This is a genomic window from Luteococcus japonicus (assembly GCF_003752415.1).
Lineage (GTDB): Bacteria > Actinomycetota > Actinomycetes > Propionibacteriales > Propionibacteriaceae > Luteococcus > Luteococcus japonicus.
On sequence record NZ_RKHG01000001.1, the window covers coordinates 3,207,023 to 3,219,358 of the forward strand.

Consider the following 12,336-nt stretch of genomic DNA (forward strand, 5'->3'; position numbering starts at 1 on the left):
CACTGCAGTGTGGAGGTGGTTTCGAATGGACACGCGCACACCGACGCGCAGTCACGACCAACGCGTGGGGCGGCTGGGGGAAGACCTTGCCGACGCCCATCTGCGGGGCCTGGGATGGCAGATCATCGAGCGCAACTGGCGCTGCCGCGAGGGAGAGCTCGACATCATCGCGCGGGATCCAGACCCGGCCAGCCGGGGGACGCTGGTCTTCGTCGAAGTGAAGTACCGCTCCGGGCTGGGCTTCGGGGATCCTCTGGAGGCAGTCACGCGGGCGAAGGTGGCGAAGCTGCGCCAGCTCGGGCTGACCTGGCTGCGACAGCAGCGTGACCGCGGCAGGCCGCCCCTGACGGAAGACATCCGGATCGACGCGATTGGTGTCCTGCGCCGCGCCGGACAGCCGCACGAGGTCACACATGTGCGGGGGATCACGCGATGAACGCGGCGACGTCCTGGTCCGTCGCGCTCGTCGGGATGGAGGGCACGATGATCGAGGTGGAGGCCGCCATCGGCAGCGGGCTTCCAAAGACGGTGCTGGTGGGCCTGCCGGACACGGCGCTGTATGAGGCACGGGACCGCTGTCATGCGGCTGTCGGCAGCGTAGGGCTGAGTTGGCCGAGCCAGGTGGTCACCATCAACCTGACGCCGGCGAGCCTGCCCAAGGCCGGAACCCATTACGACCTGAGCATTGTCACTGCGGTCCTGGCCGCTGCCGGCACCGTGCCGGCCGACCGGGCAGCGCGTGTGGTTACGATGGGCGAACTGGGTCTGGATGGCCGGGTACGCCCCGTTCGGGGCGTGCTGCCGGCGCTGCTGGCGGCGCAGTCGGCTGGATTCGACATGGCCGTGGTGCCGGCGAACCAGGTGGGTGAGGCCGGTCTCGTCGAGGGGTTGACCATCTGGGGCGTGAGTTCACTGGTTGACCTGGTCGAGGTCTTGCACGGGCGGCCCGTGCTGGTGCCTGCCGCAGGGCGGCCCTCAGCGGCCCCGGAGCCGCACCAGTTGGATCTGGCCGACATCGTGGGTCAGGAGGATGCCAAGTACGCCCTGGAGGTGGCAGCGGCCGGCAGGCACCACATCTTCCTGTCAGGGCCGCCGGGGGTGGGCAAGACGATGCTCGCGGAGCGTCTGCCAGGCCTGCTCCCGCCCCTGACCCGCGGTGAGTCGCTGGAGGTCTCGGCAATCCATTCCCTGGCTGGGCATGACCTGAACGACGGGCTGATCAGCCGGCCCCCCTACGCGGACCCACATCACACCGTGTCCCCAGCAGCCATGCTGGGATCGGGATCGCGGGTGCCCAAACCCGGAGCCATTTCCCTGGCCCATCGGGGCGTGCTCTTCATGGACGAGGCACCACAGTTCGGCCGAGCCCTGCTCGATGCATTGCGGACTCCACTGGAATCTGGCTGGGTGACCATCAGCCGTGCGCAGGTGACGGCGCGTTTCCCATCGCGTTTCCAGCTGGTCATTGCGGCCAATCCATGCCCGTGCGGAAACCACGGCACCGTCGGCGTCGCCTGCCGCTGCACGCCGATGGAGGTGCGTCGGTATGCGGACAGGCTCAGTGGTCCGGTGCTGGACCGGATTGACCTCACGCAGCACCTCGTTCCGGTGCGCAAGGCATATCTCCAAAAGCAGTTCGGGTTGGGGGAGAGCACCGCGACGGTGGCCGGCCGGGTCGCCGGGGCGCGCGCGAGGCAGGCGGCGCGGTTGTCCGGCACGCCATGGCTGACCAATGGCGAGGTGCCTGGCCCCTTCCTGCGCAACAACCTGCCCACCGCGGAGGGACTGGATCTGGTGGACCATGCCCTCGTGACCGGGCGCCTGAGTTCCCGGGGTGCCGACAAGGTGATGCGGGTGGCGTGGACGCTCGCAGACCTTGAGGGGCATGACCGCGTCCTGCGTGATGACGTGGCCGCGGCGTTGGCGATGCGCAGTGGAGTGGCGGGGGTGGCGGCGTGAGTTCGGTCTGGGATGACGAACGGTTGGCCCGAGCCGCCCTGACCTCGGTCTGCGAGGCAGCATCGCCACCGCTGTGCCAGCAGGTGGCGATGCGTGGTGCGCAGGAGGTCTGGGAGGCCCTGCGGCACGGTGGTGGTGACGGCCGGTGGACCCGCCGCGCCAGGTCCCTCCGGGTCGAGGAGCTGTTGGAAGGCGCGCAGCGGCACGACGTGCGGTTCATCATGCCCACGGACGGCGAATGGCCGGTCCAGCTGGACGTGCTGGACCAGACCACGGTCGCCGCGCTGGGTGGCGCTCCCTTGGGACTGTGGCTTCGCGGGCCGGGCCGGCTGGGGCCCTGGGCCGAGCAGTCGGTGGCCCTGGTCGGGTCGCGGGCCAGCAGTCAGTACGGGGATCACGTGGCCACGGAGCTGGCCATGGACCTGGGGGAGCCGGCTCCGGGTGGGGCAGGGTGGACCATCATCTCGGGCGGGGCCTACGGCATCGACGGAGCGGCTCACCGTGGGGCGATCGCCGCCTCGGGGCGAACCATCGCGGTACTCGCAGGGGGACTCGACGAGCCATATCCGCGGGGCAACCAGGTGGTCTTCGATCGGCTCGCGAGTGAGCACCTCCTGGTCAGCGAGGTGCCGTGCGGCATCCGTCCCACGCGTCTGGCCTTCCTGGCACGCAACCGGCTGATCGCCGCACTTGCCGTGGGAACGGTGGTGGTCGAGGCGGCTGCTCGCTCGGGAGCCGCCAACACGGCGAACTGGGCCGCGGAATGCGGCCGCGTCCTGATGGCGGTTCCGGGCCCCGCCACCTCGTCCTTGAGCGTCACACCGCACCGCCTGGTCCGCGACGGGAGGGCGACGCTGGTCACCAACAGCCAGGACGTCCTTGCCCTGGTGGCGCCGCTTGCGTTGGCACCCCAACTCCCCGTCGGCGGTGAGTCGAGACCTCTGGACCGCGTCCCTCCGGAGCTGATGGCCATCCGTGAGGTGCTGCCGGCCCGCGGGAGCATGCCCGTCTCGCAGGTCGCCAGGCGAGCTGGGGTTGGCATGGCGGTGGCGCTGGCATCATTGGCCCAGTTGGAACAGATGCGGCTGGCCGGTCAGGACGAGATGGGCCAGTGGCGCGTCACGATGCCCGCGAGGACCTGACCAGGAGAAGGCCATGAAGTTGTATGCGAAGCCCGGCTGGCGGATGGCCCGACAGCTGACCGGAGATCTGGTGGTGCTCACCGCCATCGTCTGTTGGGCCATCGCCGCCCGCATCCTGGGGCGGGCGGTGGACCGGCTGGCCGCACCCGCGCGCAGCACGGGAGAGGCGGCACACTCCATGTCCGAACAGATGCGTCAGGCAGGGGAGCGGGTGGGAGGCGTCCCCGGCGTCGGGGACACACTGGCCTCGCCCTTCGGTTCGATGGCCGACGGGCTCGAGCAGATCAGCGCCCAGACGGCAGAGCAGGTGACCCAGGTGCACCAGCTGGCCACGATCACCTCGCTGGTCGTCTTCCTCCTCCCGACCCTGACCCTGCTCGTCCTCTGGTTGCCCCGACGAATCCGGTTCGTGCGCCAGGCGGCTGCTGCCAGAGCCTTCATCGACGCCGACGCGGACCTGGACCTCTTCGCACTACGGGCGATGGCCAATGTGCCGATGGCGAGCCTGGCCCGGATCACTCCGGACCCGGTGGGCGAGTGGCGGCGGGGCAACCAGGAGGTCGTGCGGCGGCTCGCGGAGCTGGAACTGGAACGCACCGGCCTGGCACTGCCAGAACCGGTGCGTCCACCTGGTCAGTGACTCAGGCAAACGTTCCGAGCACGGAGACGTCGGGCACCATGGCAACCGTGACGCCCCAGGCGCCGGTCCCACTCGCGGTGTTATACATCGTGCCGGTCGAGCGGCTCTTGGTCAGGTCCCAGCGGCCGTCGCCATTCGTGTCACCAATCGACCGAAGCCGTGTCCATCCACCCCATCCGCTACCGAGCAGCTTGTTCCCGGAGATCTTGCCGTCCGGGCTGCCGTAGTAGTCGAGCATGCGGCCATCGCTGGTGACGGCGAGGATGTCCACCACGCCAGCCTTGCGGAAGTCCCCGACGCTGGTCATCTTGGTGATGATGCTCCAGTTCGTGCCGATCTGGGTGCGCAGGTGCAGGCCACCATTGCTGGCGATGGAGTAGCGCCACAGCTGCTGGGAAGAGCCGATGGTGATGATCTCGGGCAGCCCGTCCTTGTTCATGTCGGGCGCGACATTGGGCTGACGCATGTACTGCCAACCGGTGCTCACCTGCCGCGCGTTCACGAATTGCCCATTGCCTCGGCCGTCCCATGCCCACATGGTCCCGTCCTTGCGGATGGCCATCAGCTCGGTCTGGCCGTCGCCATTGATGTCCGGGACCTGGGAGACCCAGGTGAACGGAGCCCCGGCCAGGAGGCTGCCCGTGGTTGCCGCTCCCGACGTGCCGTTCGTCTGGGTGGGGTACCACGTGACCTGGCCGGCACTGTTGACGCCCAGCACGTCGGCACGGCCGTCACCGTTCAGGTCCCCCTGCTTGCCTCCTACCTTGAGTGTGACGGTGGCGCGGCCATCCGTGATGCGCAGGGTGCCGTTCTCGAAGCGCTGCTCGACATTGGTCGAGCTGCTCCAGACAGCCTCCGCGATGGGGTAGCCGAGCCGAGTGAACTGCGTCGGATTGGCCTTGAGCCAGCTGTCGATGGATCCGGTGGTGGCCCGTGCTCCACCCACCGACGAAACGTGGATCGTCCCCTTCTGGAAGCGGACGAAGCTCTTGGAGGTGCTCGCGACAGTGGTCCCGCTGGTGGGCCAGCCAAGCCGGCTGAATCCATCTCCCGATCGATAGCGAGCATCTGCTGCCTTGTTCAGCTGGCGCGTGACATTCTCGGGCGTCTGGTAGATGCCGCCATTGGTGAAAGTGGTGGTGCGGCCGCCATTCCAGGGCCGCTCCATGACATGGACCGGGCCGAGCTTTGCCTCGCCTCCCGCTCCGACGTAGGCCTTGTAGATCAGGCTGTTCTGCCATCCCGACATCCGGTTGGCGACGTCCTGGCGCAGCGTGGGCATGTAGGCGGTGATGTTGGTGCCGGGGCAGCTGGTGCTCATCACATCACCGTGCCGTGCGATCCGGTTGATGCTCTTGCCAGCGAGGGTGAGCGTGCTGGTGGGGGTGCGGTAGTTGCCGGCCAGCTTCCAGGCCAGGATCCGGGACACGGCGCTCATCGCCTCCGGGCTCTGCTTGGCCTGCGAGGAGTTCATCATCACGCTGACACCGACGGTGTCGGTGTTCCAGCTCGTGGCGTGCGCCCCGTGCACCGGGTTCACGACGCCACCGTGACGTCCTTCGAAGATGGTGCCGTACTTGTCGACCAGGATGTTGTAGCCGATGTCACACCAGCCACGATCCTTGACGTGGTAGGCGTAGATGCCGCGCATGATCGAGGCGGACTGGCTGGCCGTGTAGCTGTTCGTGCCCGCGGTGTGGTGGACGATGGCGGCCTTGATGGTGGTGTCGATGCTGGCCGGCACGCAGCCGGCTCCGTTGTAGCTCAGCAGGCTCTCGTCGGCTCCCCACTCGGCGCGGGTCACCATCGAAGGCTGGGCGGGGACGGCGCTGCTCGTGGCAGCGGCCTGGACCGTGGCCCGGCTCGCGCCGTCTCCTTCGAGCACGCGTGAGTCGATCAAGGACAGGCGTGCGCCGGTGGACCGGACGGTGGTCGTGGCGGGCGCCACGATGCGGGCCTCGGCCGCGATGGCGTCGCCAACGTGGACTGCCTCGGTTCCCTGCCGGCCACCCTCGTTGCTGGTGGCCTCGTTCTGGAGGGTCTGCCAGGCCTGCCAACCGGCAGCTGTGCGGACCCTGACCTGGGCACTGGCTCCAGCCGGCATGGTCTGCCAGGTGACGCCCAGCATGGTGAATTCTCGGCTCGTCGTGGGGGTGGCCGCCAGGATCCTCTGGGTTGTGCCCGGGACGGTCGTCGCCGTGGTGCTGGGCACCAGGTCCACTGTGCTGCGGGCCGGCGTCGTCGGATCGACGGCGGGTGCCTTCGGGGCGGGCCCGCTGGGGGAGGGTGCCGCGTGGGCGAGTGGGGTGGTGAGGCAGCCGCCGAGGAGAGTAGCGGCAGCGAGTCCGGACGTGAGTTGGCGCAAGTGGTGACGTCGCAAGGCGGTCTCCGATGTGTTGGAATCGTGGTCACAGGTGGCGGCCCCCCGGCCCGTCCCTACGCATGAGAGCACCGCCATTGAAGCCATCTCGGACCATGACCGGCAAGTCGTACGTCATATTCCTGCACCATGGGATGAGTCTTCAATCACCTGCTCGCGAGCGGCTGCCGGGAGGAGGACAGGGGATGGGCATGATCAATCTGCAGGACCTGGAGTGGGGCGACGTCATCCACCAGGGCGACGGCGTGGTGGTCTGTGAGGCCGAGTTCGAGGGCGACGGGGTTGTCGTGAAGCGTTGGCAGCAAGGAGTTCTGGATGACGAGCTCGTCGCCCGCCGGCTGCTGCACGCGGTGGGGATCCCCTCTCGTGAGCTGCTGGGCTGCGGCGACGGATGGATGGTGCTGGAGGACCTCTCCCAGAGCATGTGGCGCCCCGTGGGGGACGGCGATCTGGCCAGTGCTCGAGTGGTGGAGGCTCTCGCCGCCTGGCTGGTCCAAGTCCATGGCATCGCGCCGGAGGGCTTGTCCGGATCCGTCGAGGAGGACCTCCTGTCGCCGGTGATGCTGGCGCTGGCGGCCGAGGCGGGGGAGGTCTCGGCGGATGAGCTGGCCCGGCTGCGGCGGCACCTCACGCAATGCCTAGGGCCGGGGGAAGCGCTCGCACTGGGCGGTGACGTGTTGGCCAACCTGTGGGTGCTCGGGGATGGGCTACGCGCCATGTCCGACGGGTTGCAGGCCAGTCACCGAGGTCATCCGGCGACGGACCTCGTGCTGATCAGCGAGGAACTGGGCGTCCTGTCGGACCACTTCCTGGCTGCCTACTGCCGCCATGCCGGTCTTGGCCGTCGGCAGGCCGACGCCTGGGTGGAGGCAGCCGGTGCGCGGGCCGTGCTGGTCCGTTGGGTGGCAACGGTTGTCTCCGGGGGAGCCGTGGATCCCGAGTTGGCGGCGCAGCTGCAGACTGCTATTGTTCATTGCTGTTGCCGGTGACCCCGGTGCTCACCCTGTCCGGGTGGCGGAATGGTAGACGCGCTAGCTTGAGGTGCTAGTGCCCGTAAAGGGCGTGGAGGTTCAAGTCCTCTTCCGGACACACTCTCAAAACCCCGGTTGACCAGGCAAGACGGTCAGGCGGGGTTTCTCTTTGCCCTCATTCTTCCCGCTGGCGCGTCATGTTGACGCTGGCCGTGGCATCACCCACTGCCCCTAGTGCTGGTTCCCTGCAGTTGCCACTGCATCTGGTGGTTGGTGCAGGGAGACAACAGGGAACCCGGTGAAAATCCGGGACTGCCCCGCAGCGGTATGGAGGAACGACCGACGACATCAGCACTGGCCCTTGGCTGGGAAGCGTCGTCCACTAGGAACACACCCCACTGGGTGCCCGCCTCCGAGTCCGAATACCTGCCAGCACTCCGGGCGGCACGCCCGGAGCAACCGACCGTCGGTCTCGTGGGAGGACCGGGTGCGTCTTGAAGCTCCCTGCCTGCGCGGCCCTGTGTGCTTCGAGGAGAGAGCATGTCGATCATCGTCTACATCAAGCCTGCCTGCGTGCAGTGCACTGCCACCTACAAGGCCTGACCAAGCACGGACTGGACTACGAGTCGTGGATCTCAGCCGGGACGAACAGGCCCTGCGCACAGTGACCGCGATGGGTCACCTGCAGGCCCCCGTCGTCGTCGACGGCGACGAGAGTTGGTCGGGTTTCCGTCCGGACCTGATCAAGCAGGCGGCCCTGCGGAGTGCCGCAGGGCGCGCATCCCCGTGCGCCTCGTCTACTTCTCCTCCGCCTCCCCGAACACCCATCGCTTCGTGCGCAAGCTGGGCCTGGAAGCCCAGCGCATCCCGCTCCACAGCCACGAGCCCGCCCTGCAGGTCACACACAGCCCTTCGTGCTCGTGGTGCCCACCTATGGCGGTGGCGAGGCGGGCGGTGCCGTTCCCAATGTCCCGCTGATCGACCGTTTCGAACTCAAGGGCACACCCGACGACGTCGAGCGAGTGCTGGAAAGGCTCACCACCTCATGGCCACCACCTTGCTGACCGACACGGGCGCCGAGACCATTCGCCGCGACCAGACCGATCATCACGCCCTCAACGCGATGCTGAACCTCTACGACGAGCAGGGCCACCTGCAACTCGATGCCGACAGGCAGGCGGCACACCAGTACTTCCGCCAGCACGTGAACCAGAACACCGTCTTCTTCCACTCGTTGGAGGAGAAGCTGGACTACCTGGTGGCGGAGGGCTACTACGAGGCCCCGGTGCTGGCAGCCTACGACTCGGCCTTCGTGATGTCGCTGTTCATGCTCGCCCACGCCGTGGAATTCCGCTTCCCGACCTTCATGGGCGCCTTCAAGTACTACACCTCCTAAACGCTCAAGACCTTCGACGGAAGCCGCTACCTGGAGCGCTTCGAGGACCGGGTGTGCATGGTGGCGCTGACCTTTGCTGCGGGAGACACGCAGTTGGCCGAGGCCGTCGTGGACGAGGTGATGGTCGGCATGTTCCAGCCCGCGACCCCGACCTTCCTCAATGCTGGCAAGGCACAGCGAGGGGAGCTTGTCTCCTGCTTCCTGCTGCGCGTCGAGGACAACATGGAGTCCATCTCCCGTGCGATCAATGCCTTCCTGAAGCTGTCCAAGCGTGGCGGCGGGGTGGCGCTGTCCCTGACCCTGTCCCTCGGGGTCGTGGTCCCGGACATCACCTTCCAGCTCGCCCGCGACAACGAGGACATGTAACTGTTCAGCCCCAACGACGTCGAACGGGTGTACGGGAAGGCCTTCAGCGAGGGCAATGTCACGGACTCCTACCGCGAGATGGTCACGATGCTCGACACCATCCAGGGCGCCGTGGGCGCCGTCTCGCTGATCCCCGACGCCCGGACCCCGCACGAGGAGGCCGTCTACACCAACATCGCCTTCATGGAGTCGGTGCACGCCGAGAGCTACAGTTCGATCTTCTCCACGCTCATCTCCACCGCGGAGATCGACGAGGCCTTCCGCTGGAGCGAGGAGAACCGGAACCTGCAGCGCAAGGCACGGATCGTCCTCGACAACTACTACGGCGACGATCCCGAGATGCGCAAGATGGCCTCCACCGTGCTGGAGTCCTTCCTGTTCTACTCGGGCTTCCATGCACCGATGTACTGGGCCAGCCGGGCACGGCTGACCAATGCCGCCGACCTGATCCGCCTGATCATCCGCGACGAGGCCGTCCACGGCTACTACATCGGCTACAAGTACCAGCAAGCGCTCAAGGACGCCTCGCCCGAGCGCCGGGAGGAGCTGAAGGAGTACACCTTCAGCCTGCTCTACGAGCTCCACGACAACGAGGAGGACTACACCGCAGACCTCTACGACCCACTCGGCCTCACCGAGGACGTCAAGATGTTCCTGCGCCACAACGCCAACAGGGCCCTGATGAACCTGGGCTACGAGGCGATGTTCCCCAAGGACGCCACGGCGGTCTTGCCCGCGATCCTTGGCCGCGTTGTCGCCGGGCGCCGACGAGAACCACGACTTCTTCTCCGGATCGGGCTCGTCCTATGTGATGGGCAAGAGTGTCAACACCGACGACGAGGACTGGGACTTCTGAGCTGCGGGCTCCTCGGCTCGCGGGGGCCGTGCCATCATGGCGGCGTGGGAATCGAGGAGCGGATCGGCTACATCGCGCAGCGCGTGGTCCACGTCGAGCACCAGCACGGCGCGGACTTCGAGGTGCAGACCATCACCCTGCCGCACACGGCCACCCGCAACCAGGTCCGCAAGCTGCTCACCGAGGAGGCCGAGTACGGCCACTGGGAGCTCCAGCGGCTGCGTCGCTACCGGGACGGCTCGACCCAGGCGTGGCTGCGCCGCAAGGTGATCAAGGTGCGTTCGACGCTGGCCGGTCCCGCTCCCGCAGCTGGTTCGGGCCACCCGTGACGTCGTCGAGGGCGGCGACGATGGGCTGCGGCAGCTCGGTCTCGTCGAGGTCCAGGTAGGGCTGCAACTGCTCCAGGGTGCGGGCACCCAGCAGCGGTGCCGTCACGACCGGGGCATCGCGCACCCACAGCATCGCCACCTGTTCCGGGCTCAGGTCGAGTCCCTCCGCGGCTCGGACCACAGCTTCGGTGATGGCGCGGGACTTGCTCTCAAGGTAGGGCTCCACGAACCACGCGAAGTGGTCGCTGGCAGCGCGGGAAGCCCGCGGTGTGCCGGTGCGGTACTTGCCGGTCAGCACACCCCGGCCGATCGGGGACCAGGGGAACAGGCCCATGTCGTGGGCGCGCAGCGCCGGCAGCACCTCGAGCTCCGCCCGTCGGGCCAACAGGGAGTACTCCACCTGCCCGCTGGCCAGCGGCGTGCGTCCGGGCACGGCCTGCTGCCATGTGGCCGCCCGCGCGGTCTGCCAGCCGATGTAGTTGCAGACCCCCACATAGCGGGCCATTCCGGTACTCACGGCGTGGTCGAGGGCCGCCAGGGTCTCCTCCAGCGGGGCATCGCCCCAGGCGTGCACCTGCCAGAGGTCGACGTGGTCGGTGTGCAGCCGCCGCAGCGAGGCCGTCAGGTCGTCGAGCAGGGCGCCACGCGAGGTGTCGACGCTACGTCTGCCGTTGTGGATGCCGAATCCACCCTTGGTGGCGATCACCAGGTCCTCGCGGCGCACATCGGTGTGGATCAGCTTGCCGATGACCTTCTCGGCCACCCCGTGACCGTAGGCAGGGGCCGTGTCCACCAGCGATCCGCCGGCCTCGACGAAGGCGCGCAGCATGGCGCGGGCGTCGCTGGTGGGAGTGTCCCCACCCCAGGTCATGGTCCCCAGGCCCAGCCGGGAGACGGTCAGGCCGGTGCGGCCAACTCGTCGGGTCTGCATTCCTCGAGAATATCGTCGGGCGCCGCGTAGGCTCGTCGGCATGAGTCTTGTTGTCCTCGTCCGCCATGGGCGAAGCACGTCCAACACGGCGGGCACGCTGTCCGGCCGCAGTCCGGGCCTCACCCTCGACGCACGTGGCGAGTCCCAGGCAATGGCCGTCGGGGAGCGATTGCGCGGGGTCCCGCTCGCGGCTGCGGTCCGGTCCCCGATGCTGCGGTGCGAGCAGACCCTTGGCCTGGCACTGTCCAGCGCGGGGATCACACCACCGGTGCACGTCGACGATCGACTCACCGAGTGCGACTACGGACGGTGGACGGGCCGATCACTGGCCGAACTCACCCAGGAGAGCCTGTGGCAGCAGGTGCAGGAGCATCCCTCGATGGTCGTCTTCCCGGAGGGGGAGTCGATGACTGCCATGGCCGGGCGGACGGTGGCGGCAGTGCAGGACTGGAATGCCAGGTTGGCGGTGCCGCAGGGTGAGCCCGAGCCCGTCTGGCTCTTGGTGAGCCACGGCGACCCGATCAAGGCGGTACTGTCCCACGCCCTCGGGCAACAGCTCGACGACTTCCAACGGATCGTCGTGGACCCGGCCTCGATCAGCCTGGTGCGCTTCCCACCACCCGGCGGCCAGGGGATGCCCACGGTCATCGCCATGAACACCAGCGCGGGGCAGATCACGGACCGGCTGGCCGGCGCGGGGCACGGACCCCAGCTCGGGGGAGGACTGGGCAGTCAGGCCGACAACGGCAACACGACCTAGAGTGGACGCCATGCCGCGCATCACGCATCGCTTCGAGTTCCCAGACCGTTTCGTCGCCGGGACAGTGGGTGAACCGGGCCAGCGCACCTTCTTCGTCCAGGCCCGCCAGCAGAACCAACTGGTCAGTGTCGTGTGCGAGAAGCAGCAGGTGGAGGTCCTGGCCGACCATCTGGAGCGCATCCTCGACGAGCTGGCCAAGCTCGCGGCCGGGAGCACTGCCATCCCGGCCAGCCGCGTCGTGGCACGTGACCTGGACCCGCTGGATGCCCCGCTGGAGGAAGACTTCCGGGCCGGCACCATGACCATCGCGTGGGACGGCCAGTTGGATGCGGTGCAGGTGGAACTGTTCAGCGTCGTGGACGCCGAGGACCTGGACACGCCGCGGGACCCGGTGGACTTCCTGGAGGAACTCGACGAGGTGAGCCATGCCGCCGAATGCCTCAGCGTCACCCTGAGTCCGGAGCAGGCCCGGGAATTCACGGCGCGTGCCCGTGCGCTGGTTCACGCGGGCCGTCCCGCCTGCCCCTTCTGCGCCCAGCCGATCAACCCGGAGGGGCACATCTGCCCGCGCGCCAACGGTTATCGACGTCCGCTGTTCGCCTGACG

General features: G+C 68.0%; 13 protein-coding genes, 1 tRNA gene, 1 pseudogene and 1 riboswitch. Of the genes and pseudogenes, 13 read left to right on the top strand and 2 right to left on the bottom strand.

Annotation, left to right across the window (positions count from 1 at the left end):
- Positions 1-25: 25 nt before the first annotated feature.
- The 4 genes from EDD41_RS15285 to EDD41_RS15300 are packed head-to-tail and all read left to right on the top strand — an operon-like array spanning position 26 to position 3,741.
- Positions 26-436, top strand: coding sequence for a YraN family protein (locus tag EDD41_RS15285; protein WP_094764463.1), 411 nt, complete (start codon positions 26-28; stop codon positions 434-436).
- A complete protein-coding gene (locus EDD41_RS15290) occupies positions 433-1,959 on the top strand; it encodes a YifB family Mg chelatase-like AAA ATPase (RefSeq protein ID WP_123576496.1) in 1,527 nt (508 codons plus the stop codon). The genes EDD41_RS15285 and EDD41_RS15290 overlap by 4 nt, the downstream gene beginning before the upstream one ends.
- Positions 1,956-3,101, top strand: coding sequence for a DNA-processing protein DprA (gene dprA, locus EDD41_RS15295; protein WP_094764465.1), 1,146 nt, complete (start codon positions 1,956-1,958; stop codon positions 3,099-3,101). The genes EDD41_RS15290 and dprA overlap by 4 nt, the downstream gene beginning before the upstream one ends.
- Positions 3,102-3,114: 13 nt before the next feature.
- Positions 3,115-3,741, top strand: coding sequence for a hypothetical protein (locus tag EDD41_RS15300; protein WP_123576498.1), 627 nt, complete (start codon positions 3,115-3,117; stop codon positions 3,739-3,741).
- A gap of 1 nt (position 3,742) precedes the next feature.
- On the opposite strand, the gene EDD41_RS15305 is transcribed toward EDD41_RS15300, so the two are convergent.
- Entirely contained in the window at positions 3,743-5,953 is a 2,211-nt protein-coding gene (locus tag EDD41_RS15305) for an FG-GAP-like repeat-containing protein (protein WP_170165407.1), read from the bottom strand.
- 359 nt (positions 5,954-6,312) lie between these two features.
- Here EDD41_RS15305 and EDD41_RS15310 point away from each other — a divergent pair, with 359 nt between their 5' ends.
- The 7 genes and pseudogenes from EDD41_RS15310 to EDD41_RS18250 all read left to right on the top strand — a co-directional run bounded on the left by EDD41_RS15310 (position 6,313) and on the right by EDD41_RS18250 (position 10,039).
- The gene (locus EDD41_RS15310) at positions 6,313-7,110 is read left to right on the top strand and encodes a phosphotransferase family protein (RefSeq protein ID WP_148060588.1); all 798 of its coding nucleotides are present in this window, start codon (positions 6,313-6,315) and stop codon (positions 7,108-7,110) included.
- Between the two features lie 16 nt (positions 7,111-7,126).
- Positions 7,127-7,210, top strand: a tRNA-Leu gene (locus EDD41_RS15315).
- A gap of 106 nt (positions 7,211-7,316) precedes the next feature.
- A riboswitch (cobalamin riboswitch) is annotated at positions 7,317-7,540 on the top strand.
- 466 nt (positions 7,541-8,006) lie between these two features.
- A complete protein-coding gene (locus tag EDD41_RS17660) occupies positions 8,007-8,156 on the top strand; it encodes a class Ib ribonucleoside-diphosphate reductase assembly flavoprotein NrdI (RefSeq protein ID WP_245995782.1) in 150 nt (49 codons plus the stop codon).
- The gene (locus tag EDD41_RS17665) at positions 8,138-8,488 is read left to right on the top strand and encodes a hypothetical protein (RefSeq protein WP_170165160.1); all 351 of its coding nucleotides are present in this window, start codon (positions 8,138-8,140) and stop codon (positions 8,486-8,488) included. The genes EDD41_RS17660 and EDD41_RS17665 overlap by 19 nt, the downstream gene beginning before the upstream one ends.
- Positions 8,489-8,503: 15 nt before the next feature.
- A pseudogene (locus EDD41_RS17900) lies at positions 8,504-8,653 on the top strand (ribonucleotide reductase N-terminal alpha domain-containing protein); the annotation flags it as partial.
- A 36-nt stretch (positions 8,654-8,689) separates the two neighbouring features.
- Positions 8,690-8,854 (top strand): hypothetical protein, encoded by a 165-nt coding sequence (locus EDD41_RS17905; RefSeq protein WP_281273186.1) that lies wholly within the window; start codon positions 8,690-8,692, stop codon positions 8,852-8,854.
- 27 nt (positions 8,855-8,881) lie between these two features.
- Positions 8,882-10,039, top strand: coding sequence for a DUF5703 family protein (locus EDD41_RS18250; RefSeq protein ID WP_245995676.1), 1,158 nt, complete (start codon positions 8,882-8,884; stop codon positions 10,037-10,039).
- Here EDD41_RS18250 and EDD41_RS15340 read toward each other — a convergent pair.
- On the bottom strand, positions 9,981-10,970 hold the full coding sequence (locus EDD41_RS15340; protein ID WP_094764470.1) for an aldo/keto reductase: 990 nt from the start codon (positions 10,968-10,970) through the stop codon (positions 9,981-9,983). The genes EDD41_RS18250 and EDD41_RS15340 overlap by 59 nt on opposite strands.
- A 40-nt stretch (positions 10,971-11,010) precedes the next feature.
- Here EDD41_RS15340 and EDD41_RS15345 point away from each other — a divergent pair, with 40 nt between their 5' ends.
- Together EDD41_RS15345 and EDD41_RS15350 are read left to right on the top strand one after the other, a co-directional pair.
- The gene (locus EDD41_RS15345; RefSeq protein ID WP_123576505.1) at positions 11,011-11,730 is read left to right on the top strand and encodes an MSMEG_4193 family putative phosphomutase; all 720 of its coding nucleotides are present in this window, start codon (positions 11,011-11,013) and stop codon (positions 11,728-11,730) included.
- Positions 11,731-11,740: 10 nt separating this feature from the next.
- A complete protein-coding gene (locus EDD41_RS15350) occupies positions 11,741-12,334 on the top strand; it encodes a DUF3090 domain-containing protein (RefSeq protein ID WP_123577170.1) in 594 nt (197 codons plus the stop codon).
- Positions 12,335-12,336 lie beyond the last annotated feature (2 nt).

Coding starts and splice junctions, on each gene's coding strand:
- EDD41_RS15310 (WP_148060588.1), top strand. CDS start 6,313: ATGATCAATCTGCAGGACCTGGAGTGGGGCGACGTCATCCACCAGGGC.
- EDD41_RS15340 (WP_094764470.1), bottom strand. CDS start 10,970: ATGCAGACCCGACGAGTTGGCCGCACCGGCCTGACCGTCTCCCGGCTG.
- EDD41_RS15290 (WP_123576496.1), top strand. CDS start 433: ATGAACGCGGCGACGTCCTGGTCCGTCGCGCTCGTCGGGATGGAGGGC.
- EDD41_RS15285 (WP_094764463.1), top strand. CDS start 26: ATGGACACGCGCACACCGACGCGCAGTCACGACCAACGCGTGGGGCGG.
- EDD41_RS15345 (WP_123576505.1), top strand. CDS start 11,011: ATGAGTCTTGTTGTCCTCGTCCGCCATGGGCGAAGCACGTCCAACACG.
- EDD41_RS15350 (WP_123577170.1), top strand. CDS start 11,741: ATGCCGCGCATCACGCATCGCTTCGAGTTCCCAGACCGTTTCGTCGCC.
- EDD41_RS15300 (WP_123576498.1), top strand. CDS start 3,115: ATGAAGTTGTATGCGAAGCCCGGCTGGCGGATGGCCCGACAGCTGACC.
- EDD41_RS17665 (WP_170165160.1), top strand. CDS start 8,138: ATGGCCACCACCTTGCTGACCGACACGGGCGCCGAGACCATTCGCCGC.